19 protein-coding genes are annotated in these 25,973 nt (G+C 70.0%); 9 read left to right on the top strand and 10 right to left on the bottom strand.

All coding sequences use genetic code 11. The annotated features are described in order from the left end of the window. Positions 1 to 93: 93 nt before the first annotated feature. The 4 genes from AC1HFH_RS11840 to metH all read right to left on the bottom strand — a co-directional run bounded on the left by AC1HFH_RS11840 (position 94) and on the right by metH (position 7,629). Positions 94 to 957 (bottom strand): HalD/BesD family halogenase, encoded by an 864-nt coding sequence (locus tag AC1HFH_RS11840; protein ID WP_480247488.1) that lies wholly within the window; start codon positions 955 to 957, stop codon positions 94 to 96. Positions 958 to 1,132: 175 nt separating this feature from the next. Next, positions 1,133 to 1,777: an HAD family hydrolase gene (locus AC1HFH_RS11835; protein WP_480247829.1), complete on the bottom strand. Its 645-nt coding sequence runs from the start codon at positions 1,775 to 1,777 to the stop codon at positions 1,133 to 1,135. Positions 1,778 to 1,880: 103 nt separating this feature from the next. After that, on the bottom strand, positions 1,881 to 3,539 hold the full coding sequence (locus tag AC1HFH_RS11830; RefSeq protein WP_480247487.1) for a serine/threonine-protein kinase: 1,659 nt from the start codon (positions 3,537 to 3,539) through the stop codon (positions 1,881 to 1,883). A 493-nt stretch (positions 3,540 to 4,032) separates the two neighbouring features. Continuing rightward, the gene (metH, locus tag AC1HFH_RS11825; protein ID WP_480247486.1) at positions 4,033 to 7,629 is read right to left on the bottom strand and encodes a methionine synthase; all 3,597 of its coding nucleotides are present in this window, start codon (positions 7,627 to 7,629) and stop codon (positions 4,033 to 4,035) included. Positions 7,630 to 7,903: 274 nt separating this feature from the next. On the opposite strand from metH, the gene AC1HFH_RS11820 reads away from it, so the two are divergent. Further along, a complete protein-coding gene (locus tag AC1HFH_RS11820; RefSeq protein WP_480247828.1) occupies positions 7,904 to 8,734 on the top strand; it encodes a PAC2 family protein in 831 nt (276 codons plus the stop codon). Between the two features lie 68 nt (positions 8,735 to 8,802). Here the strand turns inward: AC1HFH_RS11820 and AC1HFH_RS11815 are convergent, their stop codons facing one another. After that, positions 8,803 to 9,084, bottom strand: coding sequence for a hypothetical protein (locus AC1HFH_RS11815; protein ID WP_480247485.1), 282 nt, complete (start codon positions 9,082 to 9,084; stop codon positions 8,803 to 8,805). Between the two features lie 302 nt (positions 9,085 to 9,386). Here AC1HFH_RS11815 and AC1HFH_RS11810 point away from each other — a divergent pair, with 302 nt between their 5' ends. The 6 genes from AC1HFH_RS11810 (at position 9,387) to AC1HFH_RS11785 (ending at position 18,787) form a co-directional block, all read left to right on the top strand. Beyond that, positions 9,387 to 10,526: an NsdA family TPR-like regulatory protein gene (locus AC1HFH_RS11810; RefSeq protein WP_480247484.1), complete on the top strand. Its 1,140-nt coding sequence runs from the start codon at positions 9,387 to 9,389 to the stop codon at positions 10,524 to 10,526. Between the two features lie 99 nt (positions 10,527 to 10,625). Further along, on the top strand, positions 10,626 to 12,203 hold the full coding sequence (locus tag AC1HFH_RS11805) for a TIGR02677 family protein (protein ID WP_480247483.1): 1,578 nt from the start codon (positions 10,626 to 10,628) through the stop codon (positions 12,201 to 12,203). Further along, positions 12,200 to 13,618 carry a TIGR02678 family protein gene (locus tag AC1HFH_RS11800; RefSeq protein WP_480247482.1) on the top strand — a complete coding sequence of 473 codons (1,419 nt, stop codon included), beginning with the start codon at positions 12,200 to 12,202 and terminating at the stop codon, positions 13,616 to 13,618. The genes AC1HFH_RS11805 and AC1HFH_RS11800 overlap by 4 nt, the downstream gene beginning before the upstream one ends. A 5-nt stretch (positions 13,619 to 13,623) precedes the next feature. Beyond that, a complete protein-coding gene (locus AC1HFH_RS11795) occupies positions 13,624 to 18,057 on the top strand; it encodes an SbcC/MukB-like Walker B domain-containing protein (RefSeq protein ID WP_480247481.1) in 4,434 nt (1,477 codons plus the stop codon). Between the two features lie 72 nt (positions 18,058 to 18,129). After that, positions 18,130 to 18,381, top strand: a complete 252-nt coding sequence (locus AC1HFH_RS11790) for a type II toxin-antitoxin system Phd/YefM family antitoxin (protein WP_480247480.1) — start codon at positions 18,130 to 18,132, stop codon at positions 18,379 to 18,381. After that, positions 18,374 to 18,787, top strand: a complete 414-nt coding sequence (locus AC1HFH_RS11785) for a PIN domain-containing protein (protein ID WP_480247479.1) — start codon at positions 18,374 to 18,376, stop codon at positions 18,785 to 18,787. Before AC1HFH_RS11790 ends, AC1HFH_RS11785 begins: the two co-directional genes overlap by 8 nt. A gap of 98 nt (positions 18,788 to 18,885) precedes the next feature. Here the strand turns inward: AC1HFH_RS11785 and AC1HFH_RS11780 are convergent, their stop codons facing one another. The 5 genes from AC1HFH_RS11780 to AC1HFH_RS11760 all read right to left on the bottom strand — a co-directional run bounded on the left by AC1HFH_RS11780 (position 18,886) and on the right by AC1HFH_RS11760 (position 23,941). Then, entirely contained in the window at positions 18,886 to 19,305 is a 420-nt protein-coding gene (locus AC1HFH_RS11780) for a hypothetical protein (RefSeq protein WP_480247478.1), read from the bottom strand. 63 nt (positions 19,306 to 19,368) lie between these two features. Next, entirely contained in the window at positions 19,369 to 20,301 is a 933-nt protein-coding gene (pucL, locus tag AC1HFH_RS11775) for a factor-independent urate hydroxylase (RefSeq protein ID WP_480247477.1), read from the bottom strand. Further along, positions 20,298 to 21,626 (bottom strand): amidohydrolase family protein, encoded by a 1,329-nt coding sequence (locus AC1HFH_RS11770; RefSeq protein ID WP_480247476.1) that lies wholly within the window; start codon positions 21,624 to 21,626, stop codon positions 20,298 to 20,300. Before AC1HFH_RS11770 ends, pucL begins: the two co-directional genes overlap by 4 nt. A gap of 129 nt (positions 21,627 to 21,755) precedes the next feature. After that, a complete protein-coding gene (locus tag AC1HFH_RS11765) occupies positions 21,756 to 22,739 on the bottom strand; it encodes an isopenicillin N synthase family dioxygenase (RefSeq protein ID WP_480247475.1) in 984 nt (327 codons plus the stop codon). A gap of 35 nt (positions 22,740 to 22,774) precedes the next feature. Beyond that, complete coding sequence (locus tag AC1HFH_RS11760) at positions 22,775 to 23,941, bottom strand: nitrate ABC transporter substrate-binding protein (protein WP_480247474.1); 1,167 nt, start codon at positions 23,939 to 23,941, stop codon at positions 22,775 to 22,777. Positions 23,942 to 24,222: 281 nt separating this feature from the next. Here AC1HFH_RS11760 and AC1HFH_RS11755 point away from each other — a divergent pair, with 281 nt between their 5' ends. Both AC1HFH_RS11755 and AC1HFH_RS11750 read left to right on the top strand, forming a co-directional pair. Continuing rightward, positions 24,223 to 25,005: an ABC transporter ATP-binding protein gene (locus AC1HFH_RS11755; RefSeq protein WP_480247473.1), complete on the top strand. Its 783-nt coding sequence runs from the start codon at positions 24,223 to 24,225 to the stop codon at positions 25,003 to 25,005. 170 nt (positions 25,006 to 25,175) lie between these two features. Continuing rightward, positions 25,176 to 25,946 carry an ABC transporter permease gene (locus tag AC1HFH_RS11750; RefSeq protein WP_480247827.1) on the top strand — a complete coding sequence of 257 codons (771 nt, stop codon included), beginning with the start codon at positions 25,176 to 25,178 and terminating at the stop codon, positions 25,944 to 25,946. Positions 25,947 to 25,973: the final 27 nt, after the last annotated feature.

Raw genomic sequence — 25,973 nt, 5'->3', positions numbered from 1 at the left:
CTGGACGAGCATGCCGGAGTCCGGATCGGACAACGCTGTCCGGACCGGGCCCGAGGCCCGGATGAGCCGGTCGGTGTCCCGGCGGCACGGGGGTCAGTCGAGCAGTCGATCTCCCCGGTTGCTGTCGGCCGCGGCGGCCAGGTGGTCGGGCAGTACGCGGCCGAAGAGCTGCCGGGTGCGTTCGACGGTGCCGATCACGCCCGGTCGTTCGGTGTAGGCGAAGATGGCGGTGTGCCGCTGGCCCGCGCCGGCGACCGGCGAGACGCGGTGCAGCGAGAACCGGCCCTGGAACAGTTGCAGATCGCCCGGACGCAGCTCCAGGCGGCGGACGAATCGGTCCCCGGTGCCGGTGAGCACGGCGTGCACATCGTCCAGGTTCTCCGCTTCCGGGGTCCGGATGGCGGGGCAGTATTCGAAGACGCCGCCCGCTTCGGGCAGCCGGGTGAGCATGCTGACGGTGAATTCGTTGGTGTCGAAATGCCAGGGATGCGACATGCCCGGGGCGACGACATTGAGACACAGACCGGCCAGCGGGTCGGCGAATTCGTGCAGTTCGCCGAGTTCGAAGCAGTCGGCGACGAAGCGCTGGAACACCGGGTCCAGGTAGAGGCGATGGATCAGCGACTCGGCGGGAATGCGATCTCGCGGCACGAACGCGTTGCCGCGTTCCAGGACGATCCGTCCCGGATGACCGGCGGGCAGATCGGCATCGAGGGGGATGTTGTAGGCATTGACCTGTTCGCGCTCGTAGTGCGCGTGCGGCGCCATCTGCTCACCCTCGGTGCGCAGCCGGTCCAGCAACTCCGGCCGGATGAATTCCCGCAGGACACTGCAGCCGTCCTCGGCGAGTTCGGCACGCGCGGCGGCGACCGCGGCCTGCCGGCCCGGACTGCCCGGCTCCGTCAGCGGATACCGTGCGACGTCGATGATTTCGTCGAGCCCCCGAATCCCTTCCATGGCGCCATTCTGGTGCAGTGATCAACGACACGCCCGGGGATTCGCCAAATCGCCGGTAACCCGTCCGATTTCCGCTGATAAACCAAACTGTGTGCGCAACAACAGTTTTCGGCGTTCTCCACTTCGACGCAACCGGAGCAGGTAAAGTGATACACCCGTCTCACCATGATCGACGTTATTGTGCGCCCCGCAGCCGTAGCGCGGCGGACAGATCACCGGTGGTCAAGCCGACCAGGGAGTCCCGGAACGTCCGGCCGGGCGCGGCGGGCACGGCGATCTCGCACGGCACCACGATCAGTGCGCAGCCGGCGGCCTGCGCCGCGAGCGCACCGGTCGGCGAATCCTCGACGGCGACACAGTGCGCGGGGTCGACGCCGATCAATTCGGCGGCGCGGCGATAGATGGCAGGGTCCGGCTTGCCCTCGGGCACCTCGTCGCCGCACACCGAGGCGTCGAAGTACTCCCGGCCCAGCGTGTCCAGGGCCAGTTCCGCCAGCGAGCGCTGCGTATTGGTCACCAGCGCGCTGGGCAGGCCCGCATCGCGCACCATACCCAGTGCGTCCTTCGCGCCGGGCCGCCACGGAATCGGACCGGCCATCAGTTCGGTGACCCGCTGCTCCAGGAATGCGGCCGCATCGGCCAGGTGCGCGTCGGTCGCGGGAACGCCGATCCCGTCGAACAGGATGCGCAGCGCATTCGGCCCCGCCGCGCCGATCAGCGCGTGCCGGGTGCGGTCGGTCAGTTCGCGATCGTGGCGGCGGGCGAGCTCGCGCACCCCGATATCCCACAGCTTCTCCGAGTCGAGCAGCGTGCCGTCCATATCCCACAGCACCGCCGCTGCTTGCGTGCCCACCGCTGCCCCGTTCTGCCGATTCCGCGCCCCGGCGGCTGCCGGGCCGGGCCCCAGGGTAGCGGGACGATCGCTACACCCCCGAGCCGACGATCACCGTCGCACCGTCCGTAGTGGACACCTGGATCCAGCGGTTTTCCGAGGTCACCGTGCCGTCGACCAGGTAGTAGGTCAGTGCGACCGTCGCCCGGCCGGGCCCGCTCGGCGTGATCGAACCCACCTCTACGGACCGGACGGTCGCCCAGAACGCCCGGTACCGGTCGAGGCCGCCGGTGCGCTCCCGGTACCCGGGGGAAAGCATCGACCAGGCCGTCGCGGTGTCACCGGGCAGCAGTCCGTAGTAGCTCGCGACGAAATCGGCCACGTCGGCCCGGGTGGCTTCGCGGGTGGAGGTGGTTGCCCGGGTCGTGGTCGCCGACGTCGTGGTCCGGGGGGCTGTCGCGGACGCGGTCGCCATCCCGGACGGCTCGCCGGTCCGGGAGGGCGCGGTCGTCCGCGACGGCGTCGTCGGCGCGGAGTCGTCCGGTACCGGATCGCCGGGATCGGCGATCGTGGTGACATCACCGACGGACCGCACGGAGGTCGGGTCCGGATCGCGCGGCGGGTCGCCGGCAGCACCGGACGACGTCGCCGACGGGCCGGAGCCCGGCAAATCCCGGGCGGTACCGGCGGGAGGTTCCGCCACGGCAGGAGGTTCGGCGCCACGGTCCCGGTTGACCGCCAGCACGGCCAGCCCGACCAGGAATGCCGCCACGGCGGCCACGAGCCACGACCGGTGGTTGCGCTCGGCCCCGGGACCCGGTTGCCGCGCGGTTCCGGGGGCCGATGTCGCGCGCTGCGCGGGTGCGGGACGGTCGGCCTTCTCCAGCAGCACGGTGCGTGCAGGCGCCGCTGCACCGGGCACGTCCGGTGTCCGCCCGGCGGCGATATCGGCCAGCGCCGTAGCGGCCTGCGCCATGGTCGGCCGGTCGGCCACCGCGGGAGCCAGCAGCCAGGTCAGCACCGGTCCGAGGGCACCGGCCCGACGCGGCTCGGGCACCGAACCGCCCGCCACTGCATGCAATACGGCCAGGGCGTTGTCGCCTTCGCCGAACGGCGGGGCGCCCTCGACGGCCGCGTACAACGTCGATCCCAGCGCGAAGACGTCCGAGGCGGGCTCGGGGTCTTCGCCGCGGGCGATCTCCGGCGCCAGATAGGCCGGGGTGCCGGCCAGGAATCCGGTGGCGGTGACAGTGACATCGCCGGTGGCGCGGGAGATTCCGAAGTCGGTGAGCTTCACGGTGCCGTCGTCGGCCACCAGCAGGTTGGCGGGTTTCACGTCCCGGTGCATGATCCCGGCCTCGTGGGCGGCCTGCAGGGCGGCCGCGGCCTGGGCGCCGATGCTCGCCACCGTAGGCACCGGCAGGGTGCGGCCACCGGCCAGTTCGGCGGCCAGGCTCGGCGCGTTCAGGTACTCCATCACCAGCCACGGCTGTCCGTCTTCGTCCACCACGTCGAACACCGTGATCGCGTTCGGGTGGTGCAGCCGGGCGGCGATGCGTCCCTCCCGGAGTGCCCGCAGTTTCGCCTCGAGGGACTGCTCTTTCGTGAGTCCCGGTGCGAGCAGCACCTGTTTGACGGCGACCGTCCGCCGCAACCGCACATCGGTGGCGCGCCACACCACCCCCATGGCCCCGGTCCCGATCGGGTCGACGAGCCGATAGCGCCCCGCGATCAACCGGTCCGATGTCATGCTGCGCAACCCCTCCTGCCATCCCGCCGGTCGTCGGACATCGGCGGGGAAACTTCCGAAAATCCTACGTGTTCAACGGAGGTGGCCCGGACCACCGGCCGGTCATCCGGTTCCCGTGAGCTCCGGGACCACGAGTGGCGCTGCTCCCCCGGCACCACGGTCCGGGGCACCCCGGTCCCCTTGTTCGCCCACGTAGAGCGGCCCTACGGGACTCGTCCTCATCGACCGGCGGAATCGGAAACGCGGTCCGCTCGGCCGGGGTCGTCGGCGGCGGACACGGAAACCGGCAGTCAGCCGGTGAGCGGATTCACAGGATGCGACATCCATTCACCCGGCTCATTCGATATGACCCCGGACACAACGGCCGCCGGCCGACACGATGCCCCGAACCGAACGGCGTGAAACGCTGCGCCCGCCGGATCGTCGATCACCCGGACATGATTCGGCGCCACCGGCACGATGCCGACGGCGCCGAATTACCCGGAGCATCCCGTCAGGCGTTGAAGTACTTCGCCTCCGGATGCAGCAGCACGAAGGCGTCGGTGGACTGTTCCGGATGCAGCTGCAGTTCCTCGGAGAGCACCACGCCGAGGCGGCCGGCGTCGAGGAGGTCGACCAGTTTGGCGCGGTCCTCCAGGTCGGGGCAGGCGCCGTAACCGAAGGAGTAGCGGGCGCCGCGGTAGCCGAGCTTGAAATACTCCTGGACGTCGTCGGGGTCGGAGTCGGCGACGGCATGGCCGTCGAGGGTGAGTTCCTCGCGGATGCGGCGGTGCCAGTACTCGGCGAGCGCCTCGGTGAGCTGGACGCCGATGCCGTGGATCTCCAGGTAGTCCCGGTAGTTGTCGGCGGCGAACAGTTCGTTGGCGAAGTCCGCGATCGGCTGACCCATGGTCACCAGCTGGAACGGCAGTACATCGACCTGGCCGGTGGTGCGGGCCAGCTCCCGGGAGCGGATGAAATCGGCGATGCACAGGAACCGGTCGCGCTGCTGCCGCGGGAAGGTGAACCGGTACCGCTGCGCAGCGTCCGGGTCGGGCGCGGACAGCACGATCACGTCGTCGCCCTCGGACACCGCCGGGAAGTACCCGTACACGACTGCAGCGTGCTGCAGCACGCCCTCGGTGGCGAGCCGATCCAGCCAAGCACGCAGCCGCGGCCGGCCTTCGGTCTCGACGAGTTCTTCGTAGGTGGGGCCGTCGCCGCCGCGCTGGCCGCGCAGCCCCCACTGCCCCAGGAACAGCGCCCGCTCGTCGAGCAGCCCCGAATACTCCTGCACCGGCAGACCCTTCACCACCCGGGTGCCCCAGAACGGCGGCACCGGCACCGGCACATCGGCGGCGACATCGGACCGTTCCGGGACCTCGACCGGCGTCTCGGCGGCCTTGCGTTCGGCCGCGATCCGCTTGGACCGTTCGTGGCGGGCCTTGCGTTCGGCGGCCTTCTCCCGGGCGGCGATGGCCTCCGGGCTGTCCGGATCCGGTCCGCCGCCCCGTTTGACGGTCATGATCTCGTCCATCAGCCGCAGGCCCTCGAAGGCGTCCCGCGCATAGTGCACGTCACCGGTGTAGACCTCGGTGAGGTCGTTCTCGACGTAGGAGCGGGTCAGCGCCGCGCCGCCGAGCAACACCGGGAACTGCTCGGACACTCCCTTGGAATTGAGCTCCTCCAGATTCTCCTTCATCACCACCGTGGACTTGACCAGCAACCCGGACATGCCGATCACATCGGCTTTCTTGTCCATCGCGGCCTCGAGGATGTTCGAAATCGGCTGTTTGATGCCGAGATTGACCACCTCGTAGCCGTTGTTGGACAGGATGATGTCGACCAGGTTCTTGCCGATGTCGTGCACATCGCCCTTGACGGTGGCCAGCACGATGCGGCCCTTACCGCTGTCGTCGGTCGCCTCCATATGCGGTTCCAGGTGGGCCACCGCGGATTTCATCACCTCGGCGGACTGCAGCACGAACGGCAGCTGCATCTGCCCGGAGCCGAACAGCTCGCCGACCGTCTTCATCCCCGCCAGCAAGGTCTCGTTGATGATCTTCAGCGGCGGGACCTCGGTCATCGCCTCGTCGAGATCGGCCTCCATCCCGGCCTTCTCGCCGTCGACGATGCGCCGCTCCAAGCGCTCGAACAACGGCAGCGCGGCCAGTTCCTCCGCCCGGGACGCCTTCGACGAGGACGCCGACACGCCTTCGAACAGCGACATCAGCTTCTGCAGCGGGTCGTAGCCGTCCCGGCGCCGGTCGTAGACCAGATCCATCGCGGTCTCGCGCTGTTCCTCCGGAATCCGGCTGATCGGCAGGATCTTCGACGCGTGCACGATCGCGCTGTCCAGCCCGGCCTGCACGCATTCGTGCATGAACACCGAGTTCACCACCTGCCGGGCAGCCGGATTCAGGCCGAAGGAGATGTTCGACAGGCCGAGGGTGGTCTGCACCTGCGGACGGCGGCGTTTGAGCTCGCGGATCGCCTCGATCGTCTCGATACCGTCGCGGCGCGACTCCTCCTGCCCGGTGCCGAGGGTGAAGGTGAGGGTGTCGATGATGATGTCGGATTCGGCCAGCCCCCAGTTGCCGGTGATGTCGTCGATCAGCCGCTCGGCGATCTCCACCTTCTTCTCGGCGGTCCGGGCCTGTCCCTCCTCGTCGATGGTGAGCGCCACGACCGCGGCGCCGTGCTCGGCGACCAGGCGCATGATCTGCTGGAACCGCGAGTCCGGGCCGGCGCCGTCCTCGTAGTTCACCGAGTTCACCGCGCAGCGGCCGCCCAGGTGTTCCAGACCGGCCTGCAGCACCGGCGGTTCGGTCGAGTCCAGCATGATCGGCAGCGTCGACGCGGTCGCCAGGCGAGAGGCCAGTTCCGACATGTCGGCGGTGCCGTCCCGGCCGACGTAGTCGACACACAGGTCGAGCATGTGCGCGCCGTCGCGGGTCTGGTCCTTCGCGATCTCCAGGCAGCGTTGCCAGTCTTGCGCCAGCATCGCCTCCCGGAACGCCTTCGACCCGTTCGCGTTGGTGCGCTCGCCGATCATCATGATCGAGGCGTCCTGGTCGAACGGCACCGCCGTGTACATGCTCGACACCGCGGGCTCGTGTTCGGGGGTGCGGCGCGCCGCGACGGCGGGCAGCGTGGGTTCCACCTCGCGCACCGCCTCGGCCACCTGCCGGATGTGCTCGGGGGTGGTGCCACAGCAGCCACCGACCAGGGCCAGCCCGAATTCGCTGACGAATCCGCGCAGCGCGACCGCCAGTTCCTCCGGAGTCAGCGGGTACTCCGCACCGTTGGCGCCGAGCACCGGCAGGCCCGCGTTCGGCATCACCGACACCGGCAGCTCGGCATGCTTGGACAGATAGCGCAGATGTTCGCTCATCTCGTCCGGGCCGGTCGCGCAGTTCAGCCCGATCATGTCGACGCCGAGCGGTTCGATCGCGGTCAGCGCGGCACCGATCTCGCTGCCGACCAGCATGGTGCCGGTGGTCTCCACGGTCACGTGGGTGATGATCGGAATCCGGCGGCCGGCCTGCCGCATCGCGGCCTGGCTGCCGGTGACGGCCGCCTTCACCTGCAGCAGGTCCTGACAGGTCTCGACCAGGATCGCATCGGCGCCGCCGTCCAGCATGCCCAGCGCGGCCTCGGTGTAGGCGTCGCGCAGCGCCGCGAACGGGGCGTGACCGAGAGTGGGCAGCTTGGTGCCCGGGCCCATCGAACCCAGCACGTAGCGGGGCGTACCGTCGGCACCGGGGCCCATCTCGTCGGCGACCTCGCGGGCCAGCCGGGTGCCGCGTTCGGACAGGTCACGGATCCGGTCGGCGATGTCGTAGTCGGCCAGGTTGGGCAGGTTGCAGCCGAAGGTGTTGGTCTCCACGGCGTCGGCGCCGGCTTCGAAATAGGCGCGATGGATGTGCCGCAGCACCTCCGGCCGGGTCTCGTTGAGGATCTCGTTGCAGCCCTCCAGGCCACGGAAGTCGTCCAGGGTGAGTTCCGCGGCCTGCAGCATCGTGCCCATGCCGCCGTCCCCGATGACGACACGACGGCTCACAGTGTCGAGGAGGGTGGTATCGAACCCGGGGGATTTGGACACAGACATGGGTACCAGCCTAGAGGTCTCCGACCGTGCCGAACCATCGGTATCGCGAAGCCGGCGCCGGTCGTGGGCCACGCCACAACACCGCGCACCGGATGGGCAACCGGCCGGCAATACGGTCCGGGGCGGCGCGCCGGGCCCGGGGTCCGGGGCGGCGCCCGCCGGCCCGGGGCGGCGGCGTCAAATACTGCGGTTCGCCTCGGGCACGCCGTAGGCTGACCGGGTGAATACCGGTGATACCTCCGACGCGGACCTGCCCACGCTGCGCAATCCCATCATGGTGGCTGCCTTCGAAGGCTGGAACGACGCCGGCGATGCCGCCAGTGGCGCGGTGGAGCACCTGGAGCTGACCTGGGACGCCGAGCCGCTGGCCGAACTCGATTCCGAGGACTACTACGACTACCAGGTCAACCGGCCGATGGTGCGGCAGATCGAAGGCGTGACCCGGGAGCTCCAGTGGCCCTCCACCCAGCTGTCGGTGTGCTCCCCGCCGGGCAGTGAACGCGATGTCGTGTTACTGCGCGGGGTCGAACCGAATATGCGCTGGCGCAGCTTCTGCTCGGATCTGCTGGAATTCGTCGAGCAACTGCAGATCCGCACCGTGGTGATCCTCGGCGCGCTGCTCGCCGACACGCCGCATACCCGGCCGGTCCCGGTGACCGGTTCGGCCTACAGCGCCGAAGCGGCCGAACACTTCGGTCTGGAACAGACCCGCTACGAAGGCCCCACCGGAATCACCGGAGTGCTCCAGGACCAGTGTGTGAAGGCCGGCATCCCGGCGGTGTCGTTCTGGGCCGCCGTCCCGCACTATGTCTCCCAACCGCCCAACCCCAAGGCGACGATCGCGCTGCTGCATCGGGTCGAGGAGGCCCTCGACGTCGAGGTGCCGCTGGGCGAACTGCCCGCCCAGGCCGAGGAGTGGGAGTCCGCGGTCAACGAGATGACCGAGGGCGACGAGGAGATCAGCGAGTACGTCCGGTCGCTCGAGGAACGCGGCGACGCGGCCGACGATCTCACCGAGACCATGTCCAAGATCGATGGCGATGCGATCGCGGCCGAGTTCGAGAAGTACCTGCGTCGTCGCGGCCCCGGGAACTGGGGCCCCTGATCAGCCGCCGGCGGCCCGGCCGGGCCGCCGGCGGGATGGTGGTTCGGCGTCGCCGGCCATCCCGCCGCTCATTTCGCCAGCGTGAGCACCTTGGCGGCCGCATCCTGCGCCAGCTTGGCGATCAGCAGGTCGCGCGGGATGGTGTTGCCGGCGAAGTGCTCCAGCGAGGGCACCACGACATGGTGGGCATCTGCTCGCTCCAGTTCATGGGTGAGCTCGGCGAACGCCGCCCCGTCACCCTCGGTCGATTCATGGAAAGTGGCGGCGAAGCACAAGCCCTGCCGATCGGCGAAACGGCGTAGTTCGTCCTCCAGTTCTTCGCCGTTGCCCTCGGCCAAGTCGTCACGCAAGTATCCATAGATCAACGCTTCCACCCGAACCTCCGTTGGATTCGAAATCGCTGTTCTCTTGTGTGGATCCCCGTGTTACCAGCATGGCGAACCGGAGGGGCGGACAGCAGCTGTCAAGACGATGACATCTGGATGCCCTCTTCGGTACGCCGAACGTTAACTGGCGCAAATGCTGTATGCCGAACGTTAACTGGTGACATACTACAGACGTGACCGACGCTGGTGATCGACCCGTCTGGGCTGTCCGGATGCGCTCGGAGCGTGATGCACGAGGCTGGTCGCAAGTCGACGCCGTCCGTGCGATGCGCACCAAGTCATCACACAACCTGCCGACCGACAGTACCCTGTTGCGCAACTGGCGACGCTGGGAATCGGGCGAGTCGCGGCCCGACGAGTTCTACGCCCCCATCATCGCGGCCGCGTTCGACACGGTGACCGCGGCCTTCTTCCCGAAATCGCGGCCCAACCGGGACGATGAGCTGCTTTCCGCGACCGGTATGGACACCCTCGAATTCATCGGGCGGCTGCGCATGTCGGATGTCTCCGCGGCGACCCTGGACGCGGTGCGGATCACCGCGGAGCGGCTCTGCTGCGAGTATCCGCACGCCGATCCGGTCGAACTGCACGCCGAGGGCTCGGCCTGGCTGCGCCGGATCACCTCACTACTGGACGGCAGACTGACTCTGGCACAGCATCGCGAGATCCTGGAACTGGCCGGCTGGGTGGCGTTGCTGGTCGGTTGCGTCGACTACGATCTGGGCCGGCGATCGGCGGCCGAGGCGACCCGCCGCGCCGCGCTGACCCTCGGCACCGAGTCCGGTAACCCGGAGATCTGCGGCTGGGCGGCGGAGATGGCCGCCTGGTTCGCCCTCACCCAGGGCAACTATCGCGGGGCACTGGAGGCCGCCGAACCCGCCCGGTCGAGCACCCTGCAGTACGGCGTCGGCGTGCAGCTCGCCGCGCAGCAGGCGAAGGCCTGGGCGCGGCTGGGCGACCAGCGGCAGGTGGAGGCCGCCCTCGACGAGGGCCGCACCATCCTCGACGGCCTCACCCATCCGGCCGATCTGGACAACCATTTCGTCGTCGACCCGCAGAAGTTCGACTTCTACGCGATGGACTGCTGCCGGGTCGCCGGCCGGGACCGGCTCGCCCGCAGCTACGCCGAACAGGTGATCCGGGACGCGACCCACCCCGACGGCACCGTCCGCAATCCGATGCGGGTGTCGGAAGCACAGCTCACCCTCGCCGTCGTCGCGGTCCGGGAACGCGAACTGGAACAGGCGGTCGACCACGGGCTGCAGGCGTTCGGCAGCTCCCGGCGGTCGCTGCCCTCGCTGCTGTGGATCGCCGGCGAGGTGGCCCGCGAACTGATCGAGCAGTATCCGGGTGATCCGCGGACCCAGGCCTTCCTGGACGAGCTGCGGGCCGCGAGCGAGGGGTGAACGCACCGTCCGCCGCCGCGCCCGCAGGCAGGCAACACGCCGCGGCGTGCCCGGTCACCCGCAACCGACCGGCTACTGCCGACCGCTAGGCTGGGCCCGGTGACCGACACCGTCGATGGGTTGCCCAGTGCCGTCCCCGCACTGTGGGATGAGCGGCTACGGCTGTTCTCGTTCACCTCCGCCGAACGGCGCGCCGACTACCTGCGGGTGCTGCGCGCCTTCGACGGCGCCCGGGCGGCCTATGTGGTGCTGCTGCACGCCGACGAGGTGGCCGACTGGATCGCCCGCGACGAGGCGCGGCCGGCGGCCGCCGACCCGGTCGGTCCGGCCGCGGCCGGGCTGCCGCTGACCGGGGCCGAGATCGGCCCGCTCCTGGAACAGTTGCACCGCTGGGGCGTGCTGGAACGCAGCTACGACGGCACCCGGGCCGCGACCCTGGCCGAATATCGCAACCGGCACTACGTGTACCAGTTCTCCCAGGCCGGATTCGCCGCCTACCGGGCGGTAGCCGGGGTACTCGCGGCCCGCACCGACGATGCGGCGCTGTCCCGGCTGGTGCTGCCGGAACTCCTCGACGATCTCGGCGCGCTCGCCACCGCGAACCGGGCCGGCGACGCCGAACGCGTCTACACCACGCTGCGGCGGCTGGATGCCACGCTCACCGAGATGGCCACCCGCGCCTCGCACTTCTATCTCACCCTCGGTGATCTGATGCGCGCCACCGAGATCACCCCGCAGGCCTTCCTCGGGCACAAGGACGCGCTGCTGGCCCATATGCGCGAATTCAGCATGGATCTGGCCCGGTTCGCGCCCCGGTTGGCCGCCGCGATCGCCGAGATCGAGGACACTGGGATCGACGAGCTGATCACGCGGGCCGCTGCCTGTGACGAACGGGTGTTGCTGAGCCCCGGCGAGCGGGCCGCCGACTGGCGGTCCCGGTGGGACGGCCTACGCACCTGGTTCGTCGCCGATCTGGGCGATACGCCGGGTGCCGTGACGCATTCGGAGGCCGACCGGCTGCGGGAGGCGACGATGAGCGCCATCGCGGCCGTGCTGGCGCTGCTCCGCCGGGTCACCGAGACGCGCAGCAGCGGCGTCAGCCGGGAGTCCGCCCTGCGGCACCTGGCGGGCTGGTTCGCCGCGGCGCCGTCCACCGAGGCGGCGCATGCGCTGTTCGATGCCGTGTTCGGACTGGGCCGGCCCCGGCACCTCGGCCTGGCCCACCCCGACGCCGATCTCGTTCCGGCACACCGGGCCTGGTGGGAGGCGCCGCCGCTGGAGATCTCCCGGACCCTGGCGGAGACGGGCCGCCCGCCCGCCGCCGGTGCGCCGGCCCGGATCCAGCGCAACGATGCGGGGGTGCGCCGGCTGCGCGAACAGCAACTGGCCCGCCAGCAGGCCCGCGCCGCGGCCGCCGCCTCGCTCGCCCGCGCCGATGTACACCAGCGGGTGCTCGATGCCGGTGAGACCGAAGTGCTGCTCCGGCTGCTCGATGCCGCCTCGACCGCCTGGGTTCCGGTCAGCGGCCGGGCCGGGTCCAGCACCGGAACCGATGCGGGCGTGACACTCACCGTCCGGCCGCATCCGGGCGCCACGGTGGTGCGGACGGCGCACGGGCTGCTGCATCTGAACAACCGCCGGCTCGAGGTCACCGAGACCCGGAGTGGACGCCGATGAGCCGCCGCATCGACCCGCTCAGCCTGGACAGCTACCAGCGGGCGGCCCGGGTGGTGCTCGCCAACCATCTCATCACCCGGCAGTACCCGGACCGGATCGCACTGCCGCTGGTCCGGCGCTGGGCCACCGAACTGCGCGACGACCTCGCCGAGTTGTTCGGCTACCGGCTGGAGGTCACCGAAACCACGGCGCGGCTGTTCCCGGTGCTGGACCGGCTGGACACCGGCCGCGCGGCGCGCAGCCCGGCCGACCGGGTGTTCGATCGCCGCCGATACGCCTACCTCGCGCTGGCCCTGGCGGTCCTGGGCCGCGCCGGCGACCAGATCACCCTGTCGGAGCTGGCCGACCAGGTCGCCGCGCATGCCGGCCTGGTCGACGGCCTGGATCTCGATACCGAACGGGCAGCCGACCGGGATGCGTTCGTCGACGCCGCGGGCTGGCTGACGGCCAGGGGCGCGCTGCGGCTGGCCGACGGTGACGCCGGCGGCTGGGCCAGCGATCCGGCGGCCGGTGAGGCCCTCTACGACATCGACCGGGCCGTCGTCGTCGCCCTGTTCCGGCCGCCGCGTGCGTTGCAGCATCTGCACAGCGTCCGGGGCCTGCTGGCCCCGGAACCGGGGCCGGACCGCACCGCCCAGGCGCAGCGGGTGCGGCGCGCCCTGGTGGAGCGGCCGGTCGTGTATGCCGCCGATTTCGCGGCACCGGAACGCGCGCTGCTGGAGCGGGAGAAGCTCGTCGCCGAGGTCGAGCGGTTCACCGGGCTGCAGGCCGAGCGGCGCGCCGAGGGGGTGGCGTTGATCGATACCTCCGGGCGGATGACCGACACCCGGTTCCCCGGCACCGGCACCATCGCGCAGGTCGGCCTGCTGCTGGCCGGTGAGATCGCCGATGCCGTACTGGACACCGATCATCCACTGCCGCACCGGGAAACGAACCTGACCGCAGATCCTCTCCCGGACGAGATCGATGCGGCGCTGCCGGAATCCGGGGTATTCCGGCCACTGGCCGACCCGGATCCGGAACCCGGCGACCCCTCCCCCGCCGGGAACGCCGACATCCCGGCCGAACCCGACCCGGCAGCCGAACCCGAGTATCCGTTTCTCGACGCCACCTGGCTCCGGGACACCGTGCAAGCACTCACCGACCGGTACGGCAACACGTTCGCCGCACAGTGGCAGGCCGATGTCGACGGTCTGACCGCCGCGGTGTGTACCCTGCTGGACCGGTTGCGGCTGATCCGCCCGGTCCCCGGCGGGATCCTGGCGCTGCCCGCGCTGGCCCGGTACCGGGGCGCGGTCGTCACGGTCCGCACCAAACGTGCCGCGGAACTCTTCGTGACCGCCGCCGACACTGCTGATCCCGGCGCCGACTCCGGCAGTGAAGGGCCCACCGCGATGCGACACGGAAGGAACTGACCAGCATGTCGACCGATTCGACGACTTCGGCGCCGCAGATCCACGGCGGCGTGCGGTTCGTGCCGACCCGCGCCGGGATCATCAACCTCTGGGACTACCGGGATCAGGAATTCTGTTTCGCGGACGGGCGTCTCGTGCTGCGCGGCCCCAACGGGTCGGGCAAGACCAAGGCCCTGGAGGTGCTGTTCCCGTTCGTGCTGGACGGGCGGATCGAGCCGCGCCGGCTCAATCCGTTTGCCGGCGAGGAACGCACCATGAAGTCGAATCTGCTCTATCGCAAGCAGGATTCGGCGCATTCGTATGTCTGGATGGAGTTCGCGCGCGGCCGCTGGGACGATCCCGAGGTGGTGACGGTCGGGATCGGGATGCGCGCCACCCGCTCCTCGGACAAGGTGACCCGCTGGTATTTCGTCGCCGACGGCCGCGCCGGAGTGGATTTCTCGCTCATCGACCCGGACGATCGGCCGCTGACCCGTAAACAGCTGGCCGAGCAGATCGGCAGCGACGCCATCGTGGATCGCCCGCTGGAATACCGGGCCGCCATCGATGCCCGGATGTTCGGGCTCGGAGCGCAACGCTACGAGCAGCTGATCAACCTGATCCTCACGCTGCGCCGGCCGCAGCTGGCCAAGAATCTGGACCCCCGCGGTCTGTCCCAGGCGCTCACCGACGGACTCCGGCCCCTGGACGAGCAGCTGATCCTCGATGCGGCCCGGTCGTTCAGCGATATGGAGGAGGTGGGCCGCACCCTGGAGGGCCTGGTGCAGGCCGACACCGCGACCCGCCGCTTCGTCGAGGTCTATCGCAAATACCTGGCGGTCCAGGCGAAAACCGATGTCGAACAGGTGCGGGGCCGCCTGGAGGCGGTGCAGCACAGCGCCACCGCCCTGTTCGCGGCGACCGCGTTGCGGCAGCGGCGCGAAGCCGAACGCAATACCGCCGACGCCCGCGCCGACGACGCCGACACCGCCTACGAGACAGCCCTGGCCGACCGGGAGAACCTGCAGCGTTCGGCCGCCTACGAGGGCAAACAACAGCTCGACGACCTGGCCGACGCGGTCCGGCGGCTGGAGATCTCCGCAACCGCGCACCGCGACAAGGCGTTGAAGGCGCAGCAGACCCTCGATCAGCGCACCCAGGAGGCCGAGCGGGCCGAGGCGGCGGTACACACCGCCGAGGCGACGCTGGCCCGGGGCTCCGACACCCTGCGCGATGCCGCCACCGAGGCCGGAATCGACTGGGAACCGGGCGGCTCCGACCGGCCCGACGATTTCGCCGCAACCGTCCGGTCCCTGGCCGAACAGCGGGATGCCGATGTGCGGGCGGTGCGGCGGGTACTCGGCCGCGCCGAGACCGCCGATGCGGAACGCACCAGAGCCCAGCGCCGCGCCGAGCGGGCCGCCGAACTGCGTGATGCCGCCGCGGCCGAGGTCGCACATGCCGAGGCGGCCGTCGAGCAGGCCCGGTCGACGGTCGCCCGGCAGCTCCGGGACTGGTGGGACCGGCACCGTGCGGCCCTCGATCCGGGCCGCCCCGACGAGATCCGCCCGGGAGCCGACCACCCCGACGGCCACGCGGCGTCCGGCGGGCTGCTCGACGACCTGACGGCCGCGCTCACCTCCCCCGACACCGAGGAGGCGCTACCGGCCGCGGAAGTGTTCGCAACGCACGTCGAACCCGTCCGTGACCGGCTGCGTGAGCGCGTCCGGGCGGCGACCGCCCGCGCGGAGGCCGCCCGGGCGCGGCTGCAGCGACTCAGCACCGAACATGCCGATATCAGCGCCGAACGCGACGACGCGCCGCCGCCCCGGCTCCCCGGGTTCGCCGAGCCGGACGACGCCCCCGGTGTACCGCTGTGGCGGGCGGTGCGTTTCGCCGACGACACCACCCCGGACCGGGCCGCCGCCCTCGAAGCCGCCGTGCAGGCCGCCGGGCTGCTGGACGGCCGGATCACCGGCACGCCGCCGGCACCGGGCACCCCGGGACAGTTCCTGCAGCCGCTGCCGCCCGAATCCCGCCCGGCCGGACCGACCCTGGCCGATATGCTGGTCGCCGAACCGGTCCCGGACGACGGTGTCCACGCCGCCTCCGGCACTGTCCACGCCGCCTCCGGCACCGTGCCTCATGCGGATTCGGTGTCCGAGCTGCCGACGGTCCCGGGCTCGGACCACAGGCCCGCGGACACCTGGGACGCGGACATGCCCGACCCCACGGCGGGAACACCGGAACCGACGGTGACATCGGAACACGTCACCGCAGTCCTCGCGTCGATCGCCGTGGTCGACGCCCTGGGCAGCGGTCTCGCCGACCCGGCGGTCCCGGTCGTGGCGGCGGACGGCGGCTATCGGCTCGGCGTGGTGGTGGGTGCGCACCGGAAACCGGAGGCCGAGTTCATCGGCGCCACCGCCCGGGCCCGCCGGCGGACCGCCCGGCTGGCCGACCTCGCCGTCGAACGCACTGCCGCCGAACAGGAACTGGCCGAAGCCGAAGCCGAGGCCGCGGCGGGCCGGGACCGGCTGGACCGGATCGCCACCGCCGCCCGGGAACTCCCCCGGCCGCGGGCCGTGCGGGCCGCCCTGCGCGGTGTCGCCGAGACCGCGGGCCTGATCCGGTCCCGGACCGAGGCCGCAACCCACGCCGACGGCGAGCTCGATCAGGCGATCGCCGCCGCGACCACGGCCGACAAACAGGTCCGGGCCGCGGCGCGCGACCACCGCGCACCACGGGAACCGGCCGGTCTGGACGCGCTCGCCGCCGCCGTCCGGCATTTCGAGAACAGCGGTACCGCATTGCTGCGGGTGCGCAGCGACCGGGAGCGAGAAGCCGAACGTGCCAGGGAAGCCGGTGACCGGCTCGCCGAGGCCCGGGACCTGGCCGAGGCGTTCGCCGAGGAGGCCGAAGCCGCCCAGCGCGACTACACCGAACAGTCCCGGCGCCTGGAGACGCTGCGCGAGGCGCTCGGTGCCGGGGCGGACGACATCAACCGGGAGCTCGCCGCCGCCCGCGAACGCATCGAAGCGGCGAAGGCCGAACAGCGGGCCGCCCGTAAGGCCGCCAATGCCGCCATCGAAGCGGTCGGCGACGCCGAGGCCGCCTACCGGACCGCCCACGAATCGCTGAGCACCGCGCTCACCGAGGTGCTGGCCGAGGTGGCCGCGCTCGCCCCGTACGCGCGGCCGGACCTGCTGTCCCTGCTCGGCGCCGGCACCGAATACCGCTGGCCCAGCAGCGATGCCGCCTGGTCGAGCGCCGAGCAACTGCTGTACCGGATCGAAGCGGCCGGCCCGGAGCAGTCACCCGAGGTGCTGCCCGACGAGGTGTCGGCGCTGTTCCGGGCGCTGTCGGGGGCCACCGGCGCGGTGCGGGCCGGTGACTCCGCACGCAAATCGACCCGTTCGGCCGTCACGGCGGCACTGCAGGAGTTCGATGCCGCCCTGGCCGCTTCCGGACGCGACTACCGGGTGCAGTGGGACGCCGCGGACGGCCTCACCGTCGTGCAGGTGCACGACGAACACGGCCCGACCGCGCTCGCCGATTTCGCCGACCGCATCGACACCGCCCGCCGCGATCAGGAGCTGCTGCTCACCGAATCCGAACGGCACATCCTCGAGGACGCGCTGCTGACCGGGCTGGCCCAGCAGATCCACGAACGCACCGGCGACGCCCGCGAACTCATCACCCGGATGGGGACGGAGATGAAGCAACGGCGGATGTCGTCGGGCAACACCATCGGTGTGCACTGGGTACTGGCCGACGGACTGTCCGACTCCGCCCGCGCCACCTGCAAACTCCTGGACCGCGATTCGGCCGCGCTCACCGCCGACGACCTCGCCGCCATCCGCGCCCATTTCGCCACCGAGATCCGGGCGGCCCGGGCCGCGCACCCGGAACGCTCCTATCCCGAAATCCTCGCCACCACCCTCGACTACCGCACCTGGCGGGTGTTCTCGTTCACCCTGATCTCCGGGGACGGCACCGAGGACAAGCTCACCGTGGCCCGGCACAGCGCCCTCTCCGGCGGTGAACAGTCGGTATCACTGCATCTGCCGCTGTTCGCGGCCGCCCACGTCATGCTGGACTCCGCCGACCCACAGGCACCGCGGCTACTGGCCCTGGACGAAGCGTTCGCCGGCGTCGACGACAACGGCCGCAGCGAACTGCTGAGCCTGTCCGTCCAGTTCGACCTGGACCTGTTCATGACGGGCTACGACCTGTGGATCACCTATCCGCACGTGCCCGGCTGCGCCCACTACGACCTGGCCCATTCGACCGCCGAACACACCGTCAGCGCCACCCTGCTGGTGTGGGACGCGAGCGAACTGCTCGCCGAACACGACGGTTCCGACCTGACCACCGCCCTCGGCTCCCCCGACCGGCGCCGGGTGCCGGTCGGGATCGAAGGGGGGTTGGCATTGGACGGGATGCCGGGCGGCGCCTGACTACGCGGGGACTCCCACACGCCCGGCGTAGCATTATGCACACCTCGTAGCACTGGGGGTACACTGGCAGTCATGAGGCAGATCCAGCAGCGGGACCTACGAAACGACAGCGGCAAGGTACTCGCCGCTGTCGAGGCCGGCGAGAGCTTCACCATCACGCGCAACGGAAAGCCGGTGGCCAAGCTCGAGCCGTTGGTTCGGCGCACGTTCGTGCCGGTCGCCGAACTCGCACAGAGCAGCGCCGCCCTACCGCGAATCGACTACCGCCGCTGGCGAGCCGATCTGGACGCCATGATCGATCCGGAACTGCCCGACCGTGAGTGAAGACGTCGAGCCGCGCCACATCCTGCTGGATACGTCGGTGCTCATCGACTACGCGGAGATCCATACCAGCCTGCCCGCCGAGGCCGAGGCGGCTATCAGTGCGGTCAGTCTCGCGGAACTCGCCGCCGGAATCCACTCGACGAAGGACCCGATGCAGCAGGCGCAGCGCCAGCTCCAGTTCCAGTGGGTGGTCAGAACATTCGACCCCCTCGTCTTCGACGGCGAGACCGCGCATGTTTACGGCTCGCTCGCGCTCCTGGTCGAGCAGATCGGCAGGAAACCCCGCGACCGAGTCGCAGACCTACAGATCGCTGCGTCGGCCGTGCAGCATGCACTACCGCTCTACACCCGCAACCCCGATGACTTCAAAGGCCTCGCACCACTACTGAACCTGGTTGCGGTCTAGCCTCGGTCCGGCGCACTCTGCCATCCGAGACGCCATGGCATCCCGACGCTTCATCGACCCCTGCGACCGGGCAACGTGGTGCAACGCCCAACCGTGCGTCACGGCACCGAAAGGGTCGCCGCTCCCGGTGTGACGGTGCCACCTGTCGCCGGCTGCAGGACCAACGCGATCTGCCCCGGCCCGGTCCGCAGGAGGGCTTCGGGCGGATGCCCGTGCAGGCCGGGTGAGGTCCGCGCGTAGCCGGTGGCGCCGGTGTTCAGGTTGATCCAGCGCACATGCGCCGACACCAGGCAGCCCCAGCCGCCCTGTTTACCGCCGGTGATCCGGACGGTGCCCGGTTGCTCGCCGGTCACTGCGACGCACCGGATCGGCGGGACGTCCAAGCTGCCGTTCGGGTTGCCGAACGGTGCCGGGTCGATCTGGAACGGCACCGATATCGGCGCCGCGGCGGCGGCACCTGCAGCGACGAGTGCCGACACCGCGCCGGCAAGCGCCCCGAGACCTCGAGTGATGTTCATAGCGAACTCCTGCCTCGTCGTATCCCGACCGGATCTGTCCACGGTAGCGCGGTGTACCGGGGGTCAGCAGGCACCACGCACCCAGGCCGGCCCGGCCGCGGGCGCGTCGGCGCGCTGTACACACGCCTCGATCAATCCGTATGGGCGGTCGGCGGCATGGAACACCTCGTTCGGATTGTCGAGGCCGAATGGGGACAGGTCGTAATCGAAATGATGTTTGTTCGGCGCGGTGAGGCGGATCTCCGCGATCCCCGGGTAGCGCTGCAGGACTGCCCGGCCCATGGCGTAGAGCGTCTGCTGCAGGGCCTTGGAGTCCAGTTCCGCGAACTGCTCGAACAGCACGGCCCGGATGCCTGCATAGGTGTCGTCCCAGGCGATATCGGTGCCGGTGTAGCGCCATTCGGCGGTGAGGGTGGTCGCCAGGATCCGGTCCGAGGCCGGCGCAAGGGTGGTGTATTCGTCGACGAGGAACCCCTCGAACGACGATCCGGTCGATTTGAGCAGGGTGCAGCCGGTGAGGCCGGCGAGCACCCAGCACCGCTGCCGCTCCCCCGTCCCCTCGACGGTCACCGCGGCTGTGCGCACCTCCTGCCCCTGCCGCACCCAGGTGTGGTCGTGCTCGGTACCCCGGGCTCGGACCCGCTGCCATGCATACTCTTCGACATCGATCCGGGCGCTGCGCACCGGCTCCACCGTGTCGACGAAATGCGTGGCCAAACGCAAGGCGTACGCCTCGGGCGGCAGGCAGGCGGCGATCTCGGGTTCGGGCGCCTGCTTCGCGAAGGCGAACGCGGTGTTCTTCTGGCTGTCGGTGGGCAGCACCGCCGATTGATCACCGTCGAGATGCGCGGCCGCGAAATCACCGCGCAGGCAGGTCGATACGTTCAGATCCCGGATCTCGTGGCGGGTGGCGCCGCGGAATATCCGCACCACGCGGTTCTCGGCTTTGCCGTACCTGTGCGGTCCGAGCACGATATCTCCGGTCAGTGCCGTCATCGGTGCGTTTCCTTTCCTCGTGACGTCCCGAGCAGCTGCCGGGTCAGTTCCGCTTCGTCCACGCGGGTGCTGCGACCGTCCCACACCACCGGTTCCCCGGCTACGAACACACTGTCGACGATGCGGGAGGTGCCGGTGGTCAGCAGCGAGGCGCCCGGATCACGCACCGGCAGGGTGGCGAAATCGCGCTCGAAGCGCAGCAATGTCGCATCGGCCGGGTCTCCGACGGCGATCCCGCCGGTGCGTGGCGCCCGGCCGAGTGCCGTATTCGCGCCACCGGCGGCCATGTCCAGCATCATCCCGATGCCGAGCAGGTCGGCGCGTCGGTGCACGGCCCGCTGGATATAGGCGCCGTAGCGCAGCGATTCGAACATGTCCTGGGTGTCGTTGCTGGCGGCACCGTCGACACCGAGCCCCACCGCAACCCCGGCGTCGAGCAGTTCCGGTACCGGCGCGACACCGCTGCCGAGCCGCATGTTGCTCACCGGGTTGTAGGACACCGACACCCCGTGTTCGGCCAGGGTGCGCCGCCCGGCTTCGTCGAGTTCGACGCAGTGCACCGCCAGCAGCCGGTCCCACAGGAAGTCGTGTTCCCGCAGGTAGCCGACCGCGCCGAGACCGGTGTGCGCGGCGCACATCAAGTCGTCGGTGCTGGTCTCGAGCAGGTGGATCGATACTGTCGTCGCGGTCCGGACGGCATAGTCGCGGATCGCGGCCATTCCGTCCGGGGTCAGCGACCGTGGATTCGGCACTGCCAGGGCGATATCGATGGTCGTCGCGGCGGTGTCGCGGGCGAGCTGACCGGCATGCTCGAGTACCTCGGCCAGCGGCTGCATCAGGCGCGGCTCGAAGCCCCACTTCCGGGTCGGATCGGGGCGGTCGGCGATGCCGCGGCCCAGGACGGCGCGGATACCGCTGTCCCGCAGGCCGCGGATCACCGCCGCGTGCACCTCGGCCGACGGATGCGGCCACATGTGCTCGACCACCGTGGTGGTGCCGCTGCGCAGCGCCTCCAGTGCAGCGGCGACGGTCGCCAGATAGGCCCGTTCGGGGGTGATCGAGATCGACTCGGCGCCTACGGCGAGGAGCCAGTCGAGCAGCGGTGTGCCCTCGGCGATCCCGCGCATCAACGCCTGCTGCAGATGCGTGTGGGTGTTGACGAACCCGGGAATCAGATAGCCGCCGGTGCCGTCGACCGGTACCGCGCCGGCGCGGTCGCCGGATCCGCCGATCGACACCACCCGGCCGCCATCGAAGACGACGTCCCGGCCCGGCAGCCACCGGCCGCCGGTGTAGACGGTCACATCGGTGACCACGGTCCTCATGAAGTCTCCCATCCTCCGGCCTGCGGCCGGTGTCCGCCGATCAGCAGGCCGGGTGGTACGGCAGCTCGACGTGCAGGCCGCCGCCCGCCCCCAGGAATCGGCGGATCGTCACCCACACCCGCAGCCCGCTCATTCCCGTTCCCCCGCGAAGTTGGCGTTCACCCGCTGATACAGGTAGTCCTCGGCGGTGATCGGCGGATACTTGCCGGCCGGACCCTCGATCAGCACATCTCGGTTGGCCTGGGCGAAGAAGGCGATGCTGTACCGGGACCCGCGGAATTCGTCCGGGCCCGGGGTCTTGACCCGGTGGAAGTTCGAGGGCAGCCGGTCGTCGCTCCAGCGCATCAGCATGTCGCCGATATTGCAGGTGATGACGTCGTCGGCCGGCTCGATCGGCGTCCAGCGTTGAGTGTCCATCTCCGCGCCCGGGCACACCTGCAGCCCGCCCTGCCCGCTGCGCTGGAACAGCAGGGTGAGGCAGTCGAAATCGGTGTGCGCGCCCGCCCGCCAGGTGTCGGCGCCGAAGACGGCGTCCTCCGGAAGCGCGAAGTAGTGCAGCAGCCGCAGTGTGCTCTGGTAGGTCGGTACCGCCGGATCGTGTGCGGTGGCGAAGAAGTCCCGCGCGAATCCGAGCCGGTCGGCGAAACAGGACAGCAGCCGCATCGCCAGGTCCCGGCAGGCCGCTTCGAAAGCCAGTACGGTGTCCCGGAATCCGGGCAGTTCGTCGTCGGTGGGCCACAGACCCGCCATATGCGGACGGGTCACCTGGAACGATTCCTTCTGGTCCGGGGTGCCGATGGACGGCCGCACCTGGGTCATCGACTCCCACCCGGAGTTGGAGCCCTGTTTCAGGGGGTATTTTCCCTTCACTGCCTCCGGCAGCGCGAAGTACGCTTCCGCGACGGCGAAAGCTTCCCGTACCCGGTCGAGTTCGATGCCGTGGTCGACCACCTGGAAGAAGCCGATGTCGGTCGCTGCCGACCACAGTTCGTCGGTGATCTGTGCGCGCCGGGATTCGAAGTCGGCCAGGCTGATCCGGCGGATCTCCCGGTCGGTGGTCTCGGTGCCGGGTGCACCCATCCGGGATTCGCGCTGCAGCTCGGTCAGGGTCATGGGGAGCTCCTCTGCTCGGTGACGGGTCGGTCCGGTCATCGGATACCGATGCCCGGATCGGTGAATCGGGAGGTGAACAGCTGCTCGCCGGTCAGATCCGCGGGTAACGACGCGCCACCGGCGGCGAGCACGCCGGCCAGCTGCGCCACGGTGCGCCGAATGCGTTCCGGGTCGTAGGTGCCCAGCGAGCCGTCCGACTCGTTCGCGACGAGACCTTCGGCGGCCAGCAGTTCGGCGCCGGCGGCCGCCTCCCCGGCCGTATAGGGCGCGTACGCGACATCGGCGGCGATGACGTCGACGATGGTCGCGTTGGCGGACTCGGGTGCACCGATGTAGTCCACGCCGGACTTCTGGATGATCGGTACGAGTCGTTCCAGACAGCCGGACAGTTCGTCCACCCGGTCGGCGCGCACCGACACATTGGAGGCGTAGATGTCGTAGCCGGCGTCCTTGACCAGGTCGTAGGCGACCGGCTTGTTCCAAGCCGGGGTGTCGTGCTCGTAAGAGTAGGGCTCGGAGTTGGCGAAACCCTGCTGGGCGATGGCCGGATCGCCGACGAAACGGGCGGGTGCGCCGTCGTAGGTGGTGTCCAGTTGATCGGCGCGGAGCAGGCCCTCGGCGACCAGCCACTGCGGGAAGATCTGCTCCTTGGAGACGACGACCGTGGCATCGGATCGGCCGATGTCGGAAATCTCCGACCAGTCGGGGTGGGTCTGCGGGTCCCACATCAGAATCGCCGGGCTGTATTTGAGCAGCGGCGTGACGCCGACGACACGCTGATCGGCGGCGGCCGCCACCAGCTGGTCCCCGTGCACGATGCCGAGCTCCACATCGTCGTCGAGGTAGAGCTGCGAGGACACGGACTGGAAGCCGATCGCCGGGCCGCCGGCACGCAGCGTCAGGTCGACGCCGGTGTCCCGGCCGTCGGCGACCAGTGGTCCGGTGACCGAACGGTTCTCGGTGTCGACGCGGTAGCCGGGACCGAGCATCTGGAACAGCGCACCCATATCGGACTGCGGCTGCCATTGCAGCTGGATGTCGACTTCAGCGGGACATACGTCGGCCAGGTACCGGTCGCCGGTCGCCGGTTCGAGCGGGGCGGCGCTCGAATCCGGATCGGTGGCGCCGCAGCCGGCAACGGTCAAGGCAGCGAGTGCGGCGGCAGCGACCACAGCGGTCCTGCGGGGTTCGAATCCGGTCATCGGTCTCCTCGGAACGGTTCGGAGGTGGGAACGAGTCGGCAAGGGACGACTCGGCGGAGATCAGCACCGCACGCCACCACTATCGCCTCGACTCGATTACATGCAATGTCTGATTCATTTCGGACTGGTAAACGATCCCGACGCTCCGCAGTTTTCCCACCTTGTTAGCCGATAAATGATCGGCACGTAACATCCCGCAACTCGCATGTCATACATGTAATCAAGCATCAAGAAGGCGCTGGTGCCAGCGCAGTTGCATGCATATGACCCGGAGGGACGAAATGGGCCTCACGAATACCCTGCGCGATGCGGACGCGCGGACACTCACCAAAGGCATCGAGGTGACCTTCGACCGGGTGACCAAGACCTTCCCCACCGGCACCGTGGCCCTGGACGGCATCAACCTGCGGATCCGGCGAGGTGGCTGCACCGCGGTCGTCGGCCCGTCCGGCTGCGGCAAGTCGACCCTGCTGCGAATGGCGGCCGGACTGGAACACCCGAGCAGCGGGTCGGTGGCCATCGGTACCGACTCGGTCGGGTTCATCTTCCAGGAACCCACCCTGCTGCCGTGGCGGTCGGTACGCCGCAACGTGGAGCTCGCCCTGGAGTTCCGCCGGGCCGGCCGGGCCGAGCGGCATCGGCGAGCGGCGGCCGCCCTCACGGCGGTCGGGCTCGACGAATTCGCCGATCAGCTGCCCCGCACCCTGTCCGGCGGAATGAAGATGCGGGTCTCGCTGGCCCGGGCCCTCGCCCGGGCACCGGAAGTACTGCTGCTCGACGAACCGTTCGGGGCGCTGGACGAGATGACCCGCCTGGAGATGCAGGTGGAACTGCAGCGGCTCTACACCGACACCCGATTCACCGCGTTGTTCATCACCCACTCGGTGGCCGAGGCGGTGTTCCTGGCCGACCAGGTGGTGGTGATGTCCGCCCGCCCCGGCCGGATCGCCGAGATCGTCGACATCGATTTCGGCTATCCCCGCCGCCCGGAACTGCGCTACGAGGCGGCCTTCACCGAATACGTCGCCCGGATCTCCACATCCCTGCACGGAGGCACCCGATGACCGACACCACCCTGACTCCGGCCGTCCGGACCATCTCGCGCCGCACGGGCGCCGCCCCGCCCCGGTCGACCGGCGCTGTCCCCGATAACGCACCACCCGCCGAGGATCCGGTGCCGGCAGACGAAACGGCCGCCCGCAAGCGGTACCGACTGCCGCGCCGGGCCGCTGCGATGGTCGGACTGCCCGCGACGTCCTTCGCCGTGGCAATCGGCGTCTGGTATGCGATCACCTACCTCGTCCTCAGTCCGGAACGGCGGTTCCTGCTGCCGGCGCCGCACCGGGTGCTGTCCGAATCACTGCTGGATCCGGCACATCTGACGCCGATGCTCACCGCACTCGCCGTGACCGCCCAGGTCGCCGCCACCGGGTTCGCCGTGGCCGCCGCTGCCGGGATCGCCATCGGCACCCTGATGAGCCGGGCGCGCTGGCTGGAACGAGCGATATATCCGTATGCGGTTGTGCTACAGGTGATTCCGATTCTCGCGCTGGTTCCGCTGATCGGGCTGTGGTTCGGCTACGGCATGTTCGCCCGAACCCTGGTGTGCGTGATCATCGCGGCCTTCCCGATCATCACCAATACGCTGTTCGGCCTGCAGTCCGTGGATCGCGGCCTGCACGAACTGTTCACGCTGGGGCGCGCGGCGGCGTGGCAGCGACTGGTGAAGCTGGAACTGCCGGCCGCATTGCCCGCCATCCTCACCGGGCTGCGCACCTCCGCCGGACTGGTGGTGGTCGGCGCCGTCATCGGCGATATGTTCTTCGCCAAAGGACAGCCCGGTATCGGCACCCTCCTCGACGTGTACCGCAGCCGACTGCAGTCGGCGGACCTGTTCGCCGCGATCGTGCTCACCGCGGCTTTCGGTGTCGCCGTGTTCGTCGCGTTCAACGCCCTGTCCCGGTGGCTGGTCGGATCCTGGCACGCCGGTGGGCGGGCACGATGACCGTCCCGAGTCCCGCCACCGGCCCGC

The sequence above is a fragment of the Nocardia sp. KT25-26 genome, from assembly GCF_056627695.1.
This window is presented reverse-complemented; position numbering and strand designations above follow the sequence as displayed.